The 15,891-nt window shown below is 67.6% G+C and carries 16 protein-coding genes and 1 tRNA gene; 5 read left to right on the top strand and 12 right to left on the bottom strand.

The window, feature by feature from the left end; all coding sequences use genetic code 11:
* Positions 1-163 precede the first annotated feature (163 nt).
* The gene (locus RWO82_RS04595) at positions 164-532 is read right to left on the bottom strand and encodes a VOC family protein (RefSeq protein WP_314423953.1); all 369 of its coding nucleotides are present in this window, start codon (positions 530-532) and stop codon (positions 164-166) included.
* Positions 533-625: 93 nt separating this feature from the next.
* Between RWO82_RS04595 and RWO82_RS04590 the strand changes: the two genes are divergently transcribed.
* Positions 626-1,951: an MFS transporter gene (locus RWO82_RS04590; protein WP_314423950.1), complete on the top strand. Its 1,326-nt coding sequence runs from the start codon at positions 626-628 to the stop codon at positions 1,949-1,951.
* A gap of 19 nt (positions 1,952-1,970) precedes the next feature.
* Complete coding sequence (locus RWO82_RS04585) at positions 1,971-2,402, top strand: GNAT family N-acetyltransferase (RefSeq protein ID WP_314423947.1); 432 nt, start codon at positions 1,971-1,973, stop codon at positions 2,400-2,402.
* A gap of 38 nt (positions 2,403-2,440) precedes the next feature.
* Here RWO82_RS04585 and RWO82_RS04580 read toward each other — a convergent pair whose 3' ends face one another.
* The 6 genes from RWO82_RS04580 to polA form a co-directional block, all read right to left on the bottom strand.
* A complete protein-coding gene (locus tag RWO82_RS04580; RefSeq protein ID WP_314423945.1) occupies positions 2,441-3,199 on the bottom strand; it encodes an SUMF1/EgtB/PvdO family nonheme iron enzyme in 759 nt (252 codons plus the stop codon).
* A complete protein-coding gene (locus RWO82_RS04575) occupies positions 3,196-3,945 on the bottom strand; it encodes an SGNH/GDSL hydrolase family protein (protein ID WP_314423959.1) in 750 nt (249 codons plus the stop codon). The genes RWO82_RS04580 and RWO82_RS04575 overlap by 4 nt, the downstream gene beginning before the upstream one ends.
* Before the next feature lie 44 nt (positions 3,946-3,989).
* Positions 3,990-5,342 (bottom strand): MFS transporter, encoded by a 1,353-nt coding sequence (locus tag RWO82_RS04570; RefSeq protein ID WP_314423943.1) that lies wholly within the window; start codon positions 5,340-5,342, stop codon positions 3,990-3,992.
* A gap of 50 nt (positions 5,343-5,392) precedes the next feature.
* Complete coding sequence (locus tag RWO82_RS04565; protein ID WP_314423940.1) at positions 5,393-6,427, bottom strand: LLM class flavin-dependent oxidoreductase; 1,035 nt, start codon at positions 6,425-6,427, stop codon at positions 5,393-5,395.
* Between the two features lie 53 nt (positions 6,428-6,480).
* Entirely contained in the window at positions 6,481-8,157 is a 1,677-nt protein-coding gene (locus RWO82_RS04560) for a DUF885 domain-containing protein (protein ID WP_314423937.1), read from the bottom strand.
* Positions 8,158-8,220: 63 nt separating this feature from the next.
* Entirely contained in the window at positions 8,221-10,854 is a 2,634-nt protein-coding gene (polA, locus tag RWO82_RS04555; protein WP_314423935.1) for a DNA polymerase I, read from the bottom strand.
* 45 nt (positions 10,855-10,899) lie between these two features.
* On the opposite strand from polA, the gene RWO82_RS04550 reads away from it, so the two are divergent.
* Entirely contained in the window at positions 10,900-11,328 is a 429-nt protein-coding gene (locus tag RWO82_RS04550) for a hotdog fold thioesterase (protein WP_314423932.1), read from the top strand.
* On the opposite strand, the gene RWO82_RS04545 is transcribed toward RWO82_RS04550, so the two are convergent.
* Positions 11,303-11,866: a GNAT family N-acetyltransferase gene (locus RWO82_RS04545; protein WP_314423931.1), complete on the bottom strand. Its 564-nt coding sequence runs from the start codon at positions 11,864-11,866 to the stop codon at positions 11,303-11,305. The genes RWO82_RS04550 and RWO82_RS04545 overlap by 26 nt on opposite strands.
* A 3-nt stretch (positions 11,867-11,869) precedes the next feature.
* On the bottom strand, positions 11,870-12,490 hold the full coding sequence (locus tag RWO82_RS04540; protein WP_067118227.1) for an ANTAR domain-containing response regulator: 621 nt from the start codon (positions 12,488-12,490) through the stop codon (positions 11,870-11,872).
* Positions 12,491-12,588: 98 nt separating this feature from the next.
* Here RWO82_RS04540 and RWO82_RS04535 point away from each other — a divergent pair.
* Positions 12,589-12,671: transfer RNA gene (locus tag RWO82_RS04535), tRNA-Leu, on the top strand.
* A gap of 20 nt (positions 12,672-12,691) precedes the next feature.
* Here RWO82_RS04535 and RWO82_RS04530 read toward each other — a convergent pair.
* Complete coding sequence (locus RWO82_RS04530; RefSeq protein WP_314423927.1) at positions 12,692-13,075, bottom strand: hypothetical protein; 384 nt, start codon at positions 13,073-13,075, stop codon at positions 12,692-12,694.
* Positions 13,076-13,211: 136 nt separating this feature from the next.
* Between RWO82_RS04530 and RWO82_RS04525 the strand changes: the two genes are divergently transcribed.
* Positions 13,212-13,817, top strand: a complete 606-nt coding sequence (locus RWO82_RS04525) for a TetR/AcrR family transcriptional regulator (protein WP_314423925.1) — start codon at positions 13,212-13,214, stop codon at positions 13,815-13,817.
* Between the two features lie 74 nt (positions 13,818-13,891).
* Here RWO82_RS04525 and RWO82_RS04520 read toward each other — a convergent pair whose 3' ends face one another.
* The gene (locus tag RWO82_RS04520; RefSeq protein ID WP_314423923.1) at positions 13,892-15,016 is read right to left on the bottom strand and encodes a Gfo/Idh/MocA family oxidoreductase; all 1,125 of its coding nucleotides are present in this window, start codon (positions 15,014-15,016) and stop codon (positions 13,892-13,894) included.
* Entirely contained in the window at positions 15,013-15,837 is an 825-nt protein-coding gene (locus RWO82_RS04515) for a sugar phosphate isomerase/epimerase (protein ID WP_314423921.1), read from the bottom strand. The genes RWO82_RS04520 and RWO82_RS04515 overlap by 4 nt, the downstream gene beginning before the upstream one ends.
* Between the last annotated feature and the right edge of the window lie 54 nt (positions 15,838-15,891).

The following is a 15,891-nucleotide window of genomic DNA, read 5'->3' as shown; positions in this document are numbered from 1 at the left end:
ACATGGACGTCTGCGGGTGAGTAGCCGTAGGGACGGTCTGGATCCCACGCGCCGTGAATCGGCTGGTATTCACTGTCGAACAGGTTCCGCAGAGCGTCGATCTGTGTGACTGTCAGGTGATCGTGTTCGACGACGAGGTGCCGTTCCCGCGTCCCGCGCGAGGTCACCGGGCTGACCACACACCCAGCTCGTTGCCCGTGGGGTCTGTGAAGTGCAATCGTCGGCCGCCCGGGAACTCATACGGGCCCTGCGTGACGGCGCCACCCGCGGACGTGATCGCCTCCTTCGTCGCGTCGAGGTCGTCGGAGTACAACAGCACGAGCGGTCCGCCGGCTGCGCGGCCGGTGTCCGCGAGCAGAAGGCCGCCCACCTCGGATCCATCGCCCGACGGGTCCGCGATTCCCGCGTACGTCGGGCCGTAGTCGACGAAGCTCCATCCGAACGCGCTCTGATAGAAGCGCTTGGCCGTGTCGATATCGGTGACGACGAGTTCGACGTAGTTGATCGAGTGGTGAACCGGCGCAGGTGTCATGCGGCCACGCTAGCGACCGCATGCGACGTCCGGAACCCCTGGGGCATCGCGGTCGTCGCCGGAGCCGCCTCGGCTGAGGAGTAGCGTAGAGGAGTGCAACAGGTTCCCCGCTCCCCCGCGACCACGCCGGGCTGGAGGGCCTGGATCATCTGGTCGGTGGGAGTCGCGGCATATGTGCTCGCCATCACGAACCGCACCTCTCTCGGAGCGGTCGGGGTCGATGCCGCCGATCGTTTCCAGGCGGATGCGTCGACACTCGCGCTGTTCGCGGTGGTGCAGCTCGCCGTCTATGGCGGCATGCAGATACCGATCGGCATACTGCTCGATCGATTCGGCTCCCGTCCGATCATGACAGCGGGAATGCTGCTCATGGCTGCCGGGCAGCTCACGATGGCCCTCTCCCCCAGCATCGGCATCGCCGTGTTCGCGCGCGTCCTCCTCGGTGCCGGCGATGCGGCGATCTTCCCCGCCGTGCTGCGGCTGGTCGCGACCTGGTTCCCCGCGCAGCGGGGCCCCATCATGGTGCAGTTCACGGGCATCATCGGTCAGGCCGGACAGCTGATCGCGCTGGTACCGCTCGCCGCGCTGCTCCATGCCACGACCTGGACGATCGCATTCGGGAGCGTCGCGGGGCTCGGCGTGCTCTTCACCATCCTCGTGGCCCTGCTGATCCGCAATCACCCCGTGGAGCGGGGTGCCGATGTGTCGGTGAACACGGACACCGGAGTGATCCGTGTCGTCACGTCGTCCATCGACACGGGCGTCGGCATTCGCGCGGCGCTGGCGCACCCGGGCACTCGTCTCGCCTTCTGGTCGCACTTCACGACGCCTTTCGTGGGGACAGCGTTCATCCTGCTGTGGGGCATGCCCTTCCTGACGGCCGCTCAGGGGCTGGATACCGCGCACGCTGCGGGAATCATCTCGGTCTATGTGATCGCGGGCATGGTGCTGGGTCCGCTCATCGGCGATCTCTCGCGGCGCCTTCCCAATCAACGCTCACTCGCTCTCGTGCTGCCCGCGGTCGGCCTTCAGTTCATCGCATGGGTCGCGGTGATCGCCATGCCTGAGCCCGCTCCCCTGTGGATGCTCTATACGCTCGCGATCGCACTCGCGACGGGTGGTCCTGCAAGCATGATCGCGTTCGATCACGCGCGTACACACAATCCGTCGCATCGTCTCAGCACCGCGACGGGCGTGACCAACGCCGGCGGCTTCATCGCGGCGCTCATCGCGATCTGGCTGATCGGCCTCGCCCTCGACATCCAGGGCGCCGGGACGCCGGAGACCTATTCGTTCGAGGCGTTCCGGATCGCCTTCCTCATGCCGATACCGCTCTGGATCCTCGGCGTGGTGGGCATACTCGTCGAGCGCAAGCGCACGCGCATCAGGATGGGCCTGGATCCCGAGAAGCGCCGCTGAGTCTCCTATGCTGTCGGTCATGCCGACGCCGTACTCGTTCTCCTCCGACCTGTCTGTCATCGATCGTGAGCTCGTGCACCGCTGGCTCAGCGAGCAGTCGTACTGGGCGCAGGGCCGGTCGCGTGAGACCCAGGAGGCGGCGATGGAGGCGTCTCGCAACTACTGCGTCCTCGATGCGGACGGCCGACAGGTCGCCTATGCGCGCGTGGTCACCGATGGCGTCACATTCGCGTGGCTGTGCGACGTGTTCGTCGATGAGAAGAGCCGCGGGCATGGAGTCGGCGCCATTCTCGTCGAGGGCGTGGTCGACGACCTCCGGCGATTCTCGACAGTGCGGCGGATCATGCTTGCGACGCAGGGTGCCGAGGGACTGTACGCGAAGTACGGATTCACCCCGCCGCCCGGACCGACGAGCTACATGATCAAATCGATGGAGCGGGAGCGTTCCTGACCTTCAGCGGAGCCGGGTCGGAGACACGAGACGAGATCTCACCGTCCGGTGGGACGTCGCAGCGGCATCCAGCCGAAGGGCACGGGACCATCGAGCACGGCGTTCTCGCGGTCCGCACGGTCGGACCACCCCTGTGCCTCACCCGGTGTGTCGAATGCGCCTCGCGCGACGCGGATGCCCACGTCCTCGTGGTGCATGCGCGGCGCCCCTCCGCGACGCACCGACGCCCGCACGCTCCACGCATCGTCAGCGAACCCGCCGCCGCGGAACACGCGGTAGTCGCCGTAGCGGGCCGGATCCAGGAGGTCCCAGCACCACTCCCAGACATTGCCGAGCGTGTCGAAGAGCCCGTTGAGGTTCGGCAGCTTCCCGCCCACATCCTGCGGTTCGTTCACGCCGTCGGCGCTCGTCCAGGCGGAGTCCGCGAGCGGTGCGTAGTGCGGGCCGACCGACCCGGCGCGGCACGCGTACTCCCATTCCGCCTCGGTGGGCAGCCTGTACCCGTCGCACGTCGGGTCCCAGGAGACGTCCTCACCGTCGAAGCGGTAGACCGGATCGAGTCCCTCCCACTCCGAAGCCGCGTTGCAGAAGTGCACTGCGCGGAGCCAGCTCAGGTCCGAGGCGGGTCGGCGGGGGTGCCGTGACGGGATCGGGAGGATCTCGCCCAACTGCTCCTCGGTCACCGGGAAGACGCCGATCTCGAAGTCCTCGAGTTCGACGGAGCGCTCGACCTTGCGTCGGGCGTCGTGCAGCGTGACCCGACCGCCTGCGATGCGACGCATCTCGATGTCGGTCACGAACGCGGTGCCAGCTCGACCCACGCCGGGTACTTCGCGGCGCGTCCGTCACCGGACGACGTCCGCGTGACTCTCCGCCTCACCCAGGGTCCGACGAACTCCCGGTAGTACGCGAGCCCTCCGGGGCCCGATGCCGCGAGTGACGACGGAGACCACCACGTCGGATCGGGTTCGAATCCGAGTCCGTGCAGGACTCTCGCGGCGACGCGATGATGACCTGCCGAGTTCATGTGAAGACGGTCCTCCGACCAGTACTGCGGCTCAGACAGCTCGCGGTCCGGCCAGTTCAGCGCCCGCACGACATCCGGGCGATTCTCGATGCGGCGAAGAACGGCCTCGGAGAGGAGGTCGCCCCGCTTCTTCACGAGGCCGCCCATCGGCAGCTGGCCGCTCGGGTTCGCGCCCGAGAGGAGGATCAACGTCACACCCTCCTCATCGCAGCGCCGCAGGACCCGGCTGAACGCGTCGGCGATGTGCTCGACGTCCGTCCGGGGTCGCAGCATGTCGTTGCCGCCGCCGTTGAAAGACAGGTGCGTCGGGCCCAGTGCCAGCGCCGGCTCGAGCTGCTGCTCGACGATGGGCCATGCGAGCTTGCCGCGGATCGCGAGGTTCGCATACTTCACGACGTGCCCGGATGCATCGGCCCAGCCCTGTGCCGCAAGGTCGGCCCAGCCCCGCTCGCGACCGTCGGGAAGAACATCGCCGACCCCTTCGGTGAAGGAATCGCCGATGGCCACATATCGCACCTCTGTCACGGAACCAGCCTAAGCGGTGCGCCGCGAGCCGAGCCTCACCGATCGTCCAGTGCCTGTCCGCGACGGTCGGACAGGCCCCAGGCGGCTGCTGCGGCCACCACGAAGCATGCGCCGAAGACCGCGAAGAGCAGGGGTGCGCCGCCTGCGACGAGCATGACGGGGACGGCGAGCGGAGCGACAATGGATGCGAGTCGGCCGACTCCCGCGGCCCATCCCGCGCCGGTGCCCCGCAGCGAGGTCGGATAGATCTCGGGAGTGACCGCGTAGAGGGCGCCCCATGCGCCGAGATTGAAGAACGACAGCGCCATGCCCGATGCGATGATCGCCACCTCGGTCGTGGACGTGCCGAAGAAGACAGCCGAGACAGCCGAACCCACGAGGAAGACCGACAGTGTCGTGCGGCGCCCCCACGCCTCGATCAACCAAGCGGCGACCGCGTACCCCGGAAGCTGCGCGAGCGTGATGATCAGCGTGAAGCCGAACGAGCGGACGAGGTCGAATCCGGCGTCGACCAGGATGCTCGGAATCCAGATGAACGCGCCGTAGTAGGCGAAGTTCACGCACAGCCAGACGATCCACAGGCAGATCGTGCGGGTCTTGAACTCGGCGTTCCACAGTGTCGTGAGCCGCGCTCTCGCGGTGACGGCGATCGACCGAGACGCCGGTTCGCGACGGATCGCGGGACCGGGTTCGACGCCGGCATCGGTCTCGAACAGCGACACGATTCGGTCCGCCTCGGCGATTCTGCCGCGCGAGGCCAGCCACCGCGGAGATTCGGGCAGGCCCCATCGGACGACCAGTGCATAGACGGCGGGTATCGCGCCGAAGGCGAAGGCCCATCGCCAGCCGTCCTCCGATGCGGGGATCACGAAGTAGCCGATCAGCGCGGCGGCGGTCCAGCCGAGAGCCCAGAACGCCTCCAGGATGACGATCAGCCGGCCGCGGATCCGCGCCGGTGCGAACTCGCTCACATACGTCGATGCGACGGGCAGCTCGGCACCGAGTCCGAGCCCGACGAGGAACCGCAGCACGAGCAGCGCTGCGATTCCACCGACGAGAGCGCTCGCCCCGGTGGCGACGCCGTACACGAGCAGCGTCAGCGCGAAGACCTGTCGACGCCCGAGCCGGTCGGCGAGAAGCCCGCCGAGAGTCGCGCCGATCGCCATGCCGATGAATCCCACCGAGGCGATCCAGCCGGCATCCGTCTTGGTCAAGCCCCACTGCTGGGTGAGCGCGGCGAGGATGAACGAGATGAGACCGACGTCCATGGCGTCGAGCGCCCAGCCGACTCCGGAACCCGTCAGCACACGCAGATGGCGGCGGGTGAAAGGCAGATCGTCGAGACGCCCGGCGAGTGACGCGCGGCTCGGCAACGAGGTGTTGGCCATCCCTTCATCGTAGGGGTGTCCGCGCTCGTCGCCGGCCGTCGCCGTCATCCTCAGTCGCGCTGAGCGAGCAGCCTGCGCACGCGCGGGATGACCTCGGTTCCGTAGAGCTCGATGCTGCGCATCATGGACTCGTGCGACAGCGTCCCCGTCGCGTACTTGAGGTCGAAGCGACCGAGACCGAGGGTCGTCACCGTGTCGGCGATCTTGGCCGCCACGCGGTCGGGCGAACCGGCATAGGTCGCACCGGCCGGACCGATGTCGTTCTGGAACCGTGCCCGGCTGTAAGGCGGCCATCCGCGCTCGGCGCCGATCGTGTTGTTCATCGCCTCGAAGCCGGAGTACGCGGCGTCCCACGCCTCGTCGTCCGTGTCGGCGATGTGGCCTGGCGAGTGCACGGCGATGGGGTGCGAGGTGGTGCCGAACGACGCGACGGAGCGGTGGTAGAGGTCGACGAAGGGAGCGAAGCGGCCTGCCGGTCCGCCGATGATCGCGAGCATCAGCCCGAGACCGTGCCGGGCGACCCTCACGACGGACTCGGGGCTCCCGCCGACGCCGACCCAGGTGCGAAGGCCGTTCGCTGTCTTGGGGAAGACGTCGGCGTTCTCGAGGGCGGCGCGCATCGACCCCGACCATGTGACCGGCTTCTCGGCGAGCAGCTCGACGAAGAGCTCGAGCTTCTGCTCGAAGAGGGCGTCGTAGTCGTGCAGGTCGTATCCGAACAGCGGGAAGGATTCGATGAACGAGCCACGCCCGAGCACGACCTCGGCGCGGCCGTTCGACAGGGCATCGAGAGTGGCGAAGCGCTCGTAGACGCGCACCGGGTCATCGGAGGACAGCACCGTCACGGCTGTACCGAGACGGATGCTCTTCGTGCGACCGGCGATCGTGGCGAGAACCATCTCCGGAGCGGAGACCGCGAACTCGGAGCGGTGGTGCTCCCCTACGCCGAAGAAGTCGACGCCCACACGATCGGCCATCTCGGCCTGTTCCACGATATTGCGGATCGTCTGCGCTCCCGTGAGGAGCTCGCCGTCGTCGCCTCGTGTGATGTCGCCGAACGTATCCAGACCGAACTCGATGCTCATGTCATCCCTTTCCATTCAGGTGAATGAACACCGCTCTCCTGGGGATCATTCCCTCAGCGCGTCAGAAGTGCGGTCCGCAGTGTGTCCAGCCCCACTCCGCCCATGTCGAGCGCGCGCTTGTGGAACTCCTTGACGTCGAAGTCCGCGCCGCGTTCCGCCTGGTAGGCGTCGCGCACCTGCTCCCAGATGCGCTGGCCGACCTTGTACGACGGAGCCTGTCCCGGCCACCCCAGATAGCGGTTCACCTCGAACTGCACGAACTGATCCGACATGTTCACGTTCTGACGCATGAAGTCGAGGGCGTAGTCCGCGTCCCAGATGCCGCCGCCCTCGAGACGCGGCTTGCCGAGGTGCACGCCGATGTCGAGCACGACACGAGCAGCCCTCATGCGCTGTCCGTCGAGCATGCCGAGGCGGTCGGCGGGATCGTCGAGGTAGCCGAGCTGCTGCATGAGGCGCTCGGCGTAGAGCGCCCACCCTTCGGCATGGCCCGAGGTGCCCGCCAGCAGACGACGCCACGAGTTCAGCTCTGCGCGGTTGTAGACGGCCTGCGCGATCTGCAGATGATGTCCGGGCACGCCCTCGTGATAGACCGTGGTGAGCTCGCGCCAGGTGTCGAACTCCGTCACGCCCTCGGGCACCGACCACCACATCCGACCCGGACGCGAGAAGTCGTCCGTCGGGCCCGTGTAGTAGATCCCGCCCTCCTGTGTCGGCGCGATCATGCACTCGAGCGTGCGGATGGCGTCGGGGATGTCGAAGTGCGTGGCTCCGAGCTCGGCGACCGCGCGGTCACTGGTCTCCTGCATCCACCGCTGGAGTGCTGCCGTGCCGACGAGCTTGCGAGCGGGGTCCGCTTCGAGGTGGGCGACGGCCTCTTCGACGGTCGCCCCGGGGAGGATCTCGTTCGCGATGGACGTCTGTTCGGCGACCATGCGCTCGAGTTCCTGGCGACCCCACTCGTAGGTCTCGTCGAGATCGATGGTCGCGCCGAGGAAGCGACGCGAGTTGAGTGCGTACAGCTCACGACCCACCGCATCCTCCTCGGTTGCAGCGGGCGCGAGGTCTTCGGCGAGGAACCGCCGCAGCTCGTGGTACGCGACTCGAGCGGCCGCGGAGCTGTCGGCGAGCGTGCGGGCGAGGGATGCGGGCAGATTGCCCTCCACCGGCGCGGCGTCTGCCACGAAGGCCGCGAAGAAGCCGTCGTCGGCGGTGTAGCGGTCGATCTGTGTGGCGACCTCCACCACCTGCCGTCGTGCCGGAGTGACCCCGGCGGCGATACCGGCGCGCAGCGTCTCGGTGTAGCCGCGCAGCGCGTCCGGCACTGCTGCGAGACGCGTGGCGATGACGGACCAGTCGTCGGCGGTCGCGGTCGGCATGAGGTCGAATGCCGACCGCACGTCCTGTGCCGCCGAGGCGATGACGTTCAGATCGCGCAGGTGCCAGTTCGCCTCGTGCAGCTCGAGATCGAGGCTGAGTTCCGCCGAGAGATCGGTCTTGGTGATCTCATCGACAGCGTCGACGGGTGCGAGAGCGTTCAGCTTCCCCAGGGTCGCGCGCGTCGCTTCGGCGATCTCCTCGTGGCCCTCTGGACTCAGGTCGCCGAACCGGTCATTGACGTCGTCCCGACCGATGTAGGTGCCGAGGGTCGGATCGAGCACCGCGATGGTGTCGACCCACTCTTCGGCGACTTTGTCGATGGCTGACGGAGTGCGGGGGGCTGCAGTCATCCCTCCACAGTAGTCCGGGTCGTGGTCCCGAACACAGGGATGCCCCCGCCGCGCGCCGTCGCCTCAGTGGGCGGCTTCGTTCCAGTCGCGTCCGCGCCCGACCTGCACGTCGAGCGGAACTCTCAGCTCTGCGGCGTCGCCCATTCGCGTGCGAACGATCCGTTCTGCCGCGTCCCACTCCCCTGGCGCCACCTCGACCACCAGCTCGTCGTGGATCTGCAGGAGGACCCGCGATCCGAGGCCTTCGCTGCGCAGGTCGTCGTGGATGTGCAGCAGTGCGATCTTCATGATGTCCGCTGCGCTGCCCTGGATGGGCGCGTTGAGGGCGGCCCTCTCCGCGTTCTCACGCAGTACCCGGTTCGGGCTCGCGAGGTCGGGGAACGGGCGACGGCGACCGAAGATCGTCTCGGTGTATCCGACTTCCTTGGCCTGCATCACGGAGGCGCGCAGATAGTCGCGCACCGCGCCGAATCGGGCGAAGTACTCGACCATCAGCTGCTTCGCCTCGGACTGCTCGATGCGGAGCTGCTTCGACAAGCCGAACGCAGAAAGTCCATAGACGAGTCCATAGGACATCGCCTTGACCTTGGTGCGCATGGCGGGCGTGACGTCACTCGGATCGACGCCGAACACCCGAGCGCCCACGAACCGGTGCAGGTCCTCACCGCTGTTGAAGGCTTCGATGAGGCCCTCATCGCCCGAGAGATGAGCCATGATGCGCATCTCGATCTGCGAGTAGTCGGCGGTCAGCAGGGCGTCGTAGCCCTCGCCGACCTGGAACGCACTGCGGATCCGCCGCGACTCCTCGGTGCGCACCGGGATGTTCTGCAGATTGGGGTCGGTGCTCGAGAGGCGACCCGTCTGGCTGCCGGTCTGCACGTAGGTGGTGTGGACGCGATGGTCGTCTTTGATCGCGGTGTCGAGCGATTCGATGATCTGGCGCAGCTTCGTCGCCTCTCGATGCTGCAGAAGCAGGCCGAGGAACGGATGCGGGTGGCTGTCCTGGAGGTCGGCGAGAACCGCAGCATCCGTGGAGTACCCGGTCTTGGTCTTGCGAGTCTTGGGAAGCTGGAGATCGTCGAACAACACCTCCTGCAGCTGCTTGGGCGAGCCGAGATTGAACTCGCGCCCGACGATGCCGAATGCCTCCTGGGCGATGCGATCCGCACGTGTGGCCAGCTCACCCGAGAACGTGGAGAGCACGTCGTGAGACACCGCCACGCCGGCGATCTCCATATCGGCGAGCGTGGTCAGGGTCGGCAGTTCGATCTCGGTCAGCACCGACGCGACCGTCTCCGGGATGTCCTCGCGGAGCGCAGCGGCCACGCGCAACGCGAACCAGGCTTCTTGGGACGGAGTAGCGCCCTCGGTCTCGGGGACGAGCTGCGAGGGGTCGGCCTCCGGCAGCTTCTCTCCGAGATAGCGCTCGACGAGGTCGCTGAGCGTCTTGTCGGGGAAGCTCGGGCGCAGGAGCCAGCCGGCGAGGCTCGTGTCGTATGCGAGCCCGCCCAGTCGCACTCCCGCGCGCAGCAGGGCCTTCACCTGCGGCTTGGCATCGTGCAGGGTCTTCGGCGCGTCGGACTCGAGCCAGCCACGCAGGTCAGGGGCGACCTCGTCGCTCCAGTCGAGCTCGCGCAGCTCGGTCGCGGCGGCGGCACCGAGCCGTGCGGGACGCCCTGCATCGAGCACGAGCTTCAGCGCGACCTCGCCGGTCTGGGCCCCGGCCCAGGCGACGAACTCGGAGGCGCTGACCTCGACGGGAGCCGGAAGAGCGACGACGGTTGTCGGGTCGTCGGCGACTTCTCCCGCGCCGACGGCCTCGAAGACCCGCGGCAGCAGGGTGCGGAACTCCAGTCGGGCGAAGATGTCGCGCACGGCTTGCGGGTCGATCGGGGCGACCGCGAGGTCGGATGGAGCGACCGGCAGCTCGACGTCTGTCAGCAGACGGTTGAGTTTGCGGTTGCGACGGACGTCTTCGATGTGCTCCCGGAGGTTGCCGCCGACGACGCCCTTGATCTCGACGGCTCGATCGAGCAGCTCGTCGAGCGATCCGAACTGGGTGAGCCACTTGACGGCCGTCTTCTCCCCCACCTTCGGCACGCCGGGGAGGTTGTCGCTAGTCTCGCCGACCAGGGCGGCGATGTCGGGGTACTGCTCGGGGCGCACGCCGTAGCGCTCCTGCACTGTGGTCGGGTCGTAGCGTTTGAGCTGCGAGACTCCCTGCACGGAGGGGTACAGCAGTGTCACGTCATCGGTCACGAGCTGGATCGTGTCGCGGTCTCCCGAGACGACGAGGACGTCGTAACCCTGCTCGGCGCCCTGGGTCGCCAGGGTCGCGAGGATGTCGTCGGCCTCGAAGCCCTCTTTCGTGAGCACGGGGATCGACATGGCGGCGAGGCAGTCCTGCAGCAGAGGGATCTGGCCGCGGAATTCCTGAGGCGACTCGGATCGTGTCGCCTTGTACTCGGGGTACTCGTCGGTGCGGAACGAATGGCGGGAGGTGTCGAACGCGATCGCCATGTGGGTCGGCTGCTCGGCCTTGATGAGGTTCACCAGCATCGACAGGAAGCCGTAGATGGCGTTCGTGTGCTGATTGTCCTTGGTGGTGAAGTTGTCGACCGGGAGCGCGAAGAAGGCGCGATACGCGAGTGAATGGCCGTCGACGACCATGAGGGTAGGCTTTGCGGAGTCCGTCACCCTGTCAGCCTAACGAGGACGACAGACACCCGCTGAGGAGGAACCATGGGCGAGGCCGCGACCAGTGCAGGACTCGACTGGGCGACAGCCCGCGGAATGGGCGCACTCGCGCAGAAGATGGGCATGGAGTTCCTCGAGTTCACCACCGAGCGCTGCGTCGCAACGCTGCCTGTCGAGGGCAACACCCAGCCCGTCGGCCTGATGCACGGGGGCGCCTACGTCGTGCTCGGGGAGTCGCTGGGTTCCATGGCCGCCAACCTGCACGCCGGCCCCGGGCGCCTCGCGGTGGGAGTCGACATAAACGCCACCCACACCCGCTCGGCGACCTCCGGCGTCGTGACCGGCGTGTGCACGCCCGTGCACCTCGGACGCAGCATCACGGTGCACGAGATCGTGGTGTCCGACGATCAGGGGCGGCGCTGCTCGACGATCCGGATCACGAACATGATCAAGGACGCTCCCGCGGCGCACTGAGCGGTTCGTCCAGCAGCAGCTGGAACAGGACGTGGTCCTGCCACTCCCCCGCGATGCGCAGGTACTGCGGGGCGATGCCGATGCGCTCGAAGCCGGTGCTCGCGAGCACGTGCTGCGAGTCCGCGTTGTGGAGCAGCGTGGCTGCCTGCAGCCGATGCAGTCGCACGTCGTCCCGCGCGTAGGCGGCCACCCGACGCACACCGCGGGAGGCGAGGCCGCGACGCAGGCGCGTCCTGTCGACCCAGTAGCCCAGATCGGCGCTCCAGAACGCACCGCGGACGATGTTGTTGAGATTGATGCGACCGCGGATCTCGCCGTCGGAGGACTCTATGACGAAACGGATGTTGCGGCCAGCGGACGCCTCGATGACGCACTGCTCCGCGTGGAACTCCTGCCACTCGACGGTGAAGAACTCCGCGTCTCTGAGAGGCTCCCACGGCGCGAGGTGCTCTCGATTCGAGGAGTAAGCCCGTGCGAGCGCTGCGCCGTCGCCTCTCCGCACCGGACGCAGAGAATGCTCCGCGTCGAGTGCGAACACGCGCTACTTCTTCGGCGCGAGCTGTTCGATGATGGCCTTCGCCACGTCCTGCATCGTGAGCCGGCGATCCATCGAGGCCTTCTGGATCCAGCGGAACGCCTCGGGCTCGGAGAGACCCATCTTCTCGTTCAGGAGGCCCTTGGCGCGATCGACGAGCTTGCGGGTCTCGAAGCGCTCGACCATGTCGGCGACCTCGGCCTCGAGCGTGATGATCTGCTCGTGACGTGCCAGCGCGATCTCGATCGCGGGGAGCAGGTCGTTCGGGGTGAAGGGCTTGACGACGTAGGCCAGCGCACCTGCCTCGCTCGCGCGCTCGACGAGTTCCTTCTGGCTGAACGCAGTGAGGAGGACCACGGGGGCGATGTTGCCCTTGTGCAGCTTCTCCGCAGCGCTGATGCCGTCGAGCTGGGGCATCTTGACATCCATGATGACGAGGTCGGGGCGCAGCTCGGTCGCGAGCGCGACAGCGGTCTCGCCGTCGCCTGCCTCACCGACCACGTCGAAGCCGTTGTCTCGCAGGATCTCGACGATGTCGAGACGGATCAGCGATTCGTCTTCGGCGACGACGACGCGTCGGGGTGCGGATGCCGTGGGCTGCTCAGCTGCCTGTTCTTGCTCGGTCACATGTCCATCCTACTGGAGAGCGTCGTCGGCGTTCGGATGCCCGCGGATGTGGCGGGGCACCGCACCACCTGCGATAGGGTCGATGACGCGACACACGAGCCGGCGTGGCGGAATGGCAGACGCGGAGCACTCAAAATGCTTTGTCCGAAAGGGCGTGTGGGTTCGAGTCCCACCGCCGGCACTCTCAGTCCCTCTCTCGACCTACGGCGCCGGAGAGAAGAGCTCGCCGATCTCGCAGAGCGTCGCACCGTCCGACAGTGCCCACACCGCAGTCTCCCCCTGCACCAGGGGGCGGAGCACCCCGAGCCCGGGGATGCTCGGCCACTCGCTGCCGCGGAGGAGCTCTCCCTCTTGGAGGAAGGATGCGACGGCGGCGGCGAGTCGCTGCGGCTGCTCGGCGCAGACGCGCAGCACTCGTCCCCCGACATCGACATGCGCGGTCAGCGAGCCGTGCTCCCCCACCTCGATCCACGAGGTGACCGGTTCTCTCGGGAGCCCCACCGCGGCGAAGTCGCCCAGGACGCACTGCAGCGTGGATTCGGCCCGGAAACGATGGCGGAGCCGAGATCGTGACGTGTCGCTCATGGATCGTCCTCCTATGCTCGTCGACACCGCGAACGGCGTCGCGGGTGATGCGTCTACACAGAGAGACGAATGAAGACCCGTTCTATGACGCGGCTCTCGCCCTGACGTGCGACGAATGCACCGATACCATCGGTGGATGACCGATCCGTCCTCCGGTATCCCCCGCGCCCGGGGACGATACGCCAAAGGCATCGCGCGTCGTCAGGAGATCCTCGACAAGGCTATCGAGGTCTTCGCCCGTCGTGGATCCAAGAAGACCAGTCTGCGGGCGATCGCCGAGGAGGTCGGCGTGACGCATGCGGCTCTCACGCACTACTTCGGTTCTCTGGAGGAGCTCCTCGTCGCCGTGTATCGGGAATCGGAACGGCGAGCCGACGACGAGCATCCGAAGCACAGCGAACTGAGCCCCGCGATGATGATGCGTGTCTCCGCAGAGGAGAACCGGACCATCCCCGGGCTCGTACAGCTCTACTCCACGCTCGTCGCCACCGCGCTCGAGGAGAACCATCCTGTCGCGCACGAGTTCGCCACGCAGCGCTTCTCCCGTCTTCGCACGGAGATGGCCGCGCGCGTGCGGGAGATGCAGGCATCGCGGCAACTGCGCGCCGATCTCGACCCCGACCTGGTGGCGGCTCTCGTCATCGCGGCGTCAGACGGCCTGCAGACGCAGTGGCTGCTCGATCCGACCGTCGAGCACGAGGCAGCGCTCGAGATGCTCGATCGGTTGCTGGCGAGCGGGTGATCGTGATCGGAGGCCCTCGGACCGCAGACCGTGGGCTGCGGACTGAGGGCCCCCGAGATCCGTGAGATCCGCTCTCAGAGCGTGGCGGCGAACGGATCGAAGCCGGCGGGGAGCATCGGCACGGGCGCGACCGTGCTCTCGACCACGACCGTCTTTCCCGTCGCGGCCGACTCCTGCGCCGACAGCAGGATGTCGAGCACATGGAAGCCGAGCTCGCCGGAGGCGACATGGGGGCGTCCCTCGGCGATCGCACGAACCATGTCGAGTGCCCCCAGGCCGCGGCCGACCGCGATGTCTTCGTGCTCGACCTCGATCCACTCCTGAGTGAAGGACATGCCGTCGCGGATCACACCGAGCGGCTTCACGTATGCGATGCGCCCGGCGAACGCGTTCGGGTCCGGGATCACGATGGTTCCGTCGGTCCCGTGGATCTCGACGATGCCGTGGCGTTCGAGCGCCGAGTCGAAGCTCAGCAGGCTCTGCGCCTGGGCGCCGGACTCGAAGGCGGTGACGATCTGGATGGTCGAGGGCACCTCCACGGGGAAGGTCTTGTCGGCTTCAGGCCCGGTGTGGATCCGGCGCTCCTCGCGTGCCTTCGACCCGACCGCCGACACCCGGTCCGCCGGACCGAGGAGGCTCACGAGCGCCGAGAAGTAGTAGGGCCCCATGTCGAGCAGCGGACCCGCGCCCTCCGCGAAGAGGAACGCAGGGTTCGGGTGCCACAGGTCGGGTCCCTGGGTCTGGAACACGGTCTGGGCGAAGAGCGGCCGTCCGATCACGCCGTCTTCGATCGCGCGCCGCGCGGCCTGGAAACCGGGGCCGAGCAGCGTGTCGGGCGCGGAGCCGACGCGAAGTCCCGCCGCCTCGGCCTCTCGCAGCAGCTCGGCGGCTCCTGCGCGGTCGAGACCGAGCGGCTTCTCGGTCCAGACGTGCTTTCCCGCGGCGATCGCCGCACGCGAGATCTCGATGTGGACCGCCGGGATCGTGAGGTTGACGACGAGCTCGACGCCCGGATGGGCCAGCACGTCGGCGGCCGATCCGAAGGCGGGGACGCCGTACTTCTCGGCTTGAGCCTGCGCACGATCCGTCAGGAGGTCGCCGACGATCACGACCTCGATGTCGGGAAACGAGGACAGATTCTCGAGATAGGTGTCGCTGATGACCCCGACCCCGATGATGCCGACACCGACCGCGCTCATCGTGCGAAACCGCCCTCGATGAGGAACGAGTAGCTCGCGGCGATGTCTGCGAACACGTCACCCGGCGCTTTGTCGTACTCGATGATCGCGTATTTCAGGTCGGTCGCGGCGCGAAGCGAGTCGGCCAGCGCCACGTCTCCGGTTCCGGCACGGCGCTGGTCGAGCGCGTCGGATCCGAAGTCGGGGGCACCCGGCGCGAAGGGGTTGCTCTCCGGGGCCACGCCGTCCTTGACGTGCACCGCGACGAGACGGTCGCCGAGTCGGGACACCAGTGCGGGCACGTCCTGTCCGCCGACGAGCGCCCAGTACAGGTCGAGCTCGATCGCGACGCGCTCGTCCGTGAGTGCGACGAAGCGCTCGAACGCTGTCTCGCCGTCGAAGCTCTCCACGAACTCCTGGGCGTGGTTGTGGTAGCCGACCTCGAGTCCGAAGCCTGCGGCCGTCTCTGCGAGCGTGTTCAGCCGCTCTGCGATATCGGTCACGCCCTCGAGCGTGAACCAGCGTTCCGGGGCGACGAAGGGGTCGATGACCGTCTTCAGGCCGACCTTGGCGGCAGCCTCGAAGACTACCTCGGGGGCCGGCGTGGGGATGGAGCCGTCCGGCGTCCACAGCTCGTCGGACAGGAGAGGCGCGTGCCCCGTCGGCGATGCGAGTCCTGCAGCGTCGAGTGCGACACGGATCTCGTCGGGCCGCCGCACGAAGTCGAATGCCTCGACGTTGCGCAGACCGATCGCAGCGAGCTTCTCGAGCGAACCCTCCATGTCGGCGGAGAACTCCGCGGCGAGTGTGTACAGCTGGACTGAGGCTTCTGGCAGGGCCACGGTGACCTTCCTTCGGTGTGCTGATCGCTGACGACCCGTGTCGTCGGCCCTCAG

The organism is uncultured Microbacterium sp., assembly GCF_963521645.1.
GTDB lineage: Bacteria > Actinomycetota > Actinomycetes > Actinomycetales > Microbacteriaceae > Microbacterium.
This window is presented reverse-complemented; position numbering and strand designations above follow the sequence as displayed.

Bases quoted from the DNA above. Each gene is read 5' to 3' on its own strand.
- RWO82_RS04520 (WP_314423923.1), bottom strand. From the start codon at position 15,016: ATGAGCGCGGTCGGTGTCGGCATCATCGGGGTCGGGGTCATCAGCGAC.
- RWO82_RS04565 (WP_314423940.1), bottom strand. From the start codon at position 6,427: ATGAGCATCGAGTTCGGTCTGGATACGTTCGGCGACATCACACGAGGC.
- RWO82_RS04560 (WP_314423937.1), bottom strand. From the start codon at position 8,157: ATGACTGCAGCCCCCCGCACTCCGTCAGCCATCGACAAAGTCGCCGAA.
- RWO82_RS04585 (WP_314423947.1), top strand. From the start codon at position 1,971: ATGCCGACGCCGTACTCGTTCTCCTCCGACCTGTCTGTCATCGATCGT.
- RWO82_RS04530 (WP_314423927.1), bottom strand. From the start codon at position 13,075: ATGAGCGACACGTCACGATCTCGGCTCCGCCATCGTTTCCGGGCCGAA.
- RWO82_RS04570 (WP_314423943.1), bottom strand. From the start codon at position 5,342: ATGGCCAACACCTCGTTGCCGAGCCGCGCGTCACTCGCCGGGCGTCTC.
- RWO82_RS04525 (WP_314423925.1), top strand. From the start codon at position 13,212: ATGACCGATCCGTCCTCCGGTATCCCCCGCGCCCGGGGACGATACGCC.
- RWO82_RS04595 (WP_314423953.1), bottom strand. From the start codon at position 532: ATGACACCTGCGCCGGTTCACCACTCGATCAACTACGTCGAACTCGTC.
- RWO82_RS04550 (WP_314423932.1), top strand. From the start codon at position 10,900: ATGGGCGAGGCCGCGACCAGTGCAGGACTCGACTGGGCGACAGCCCGC.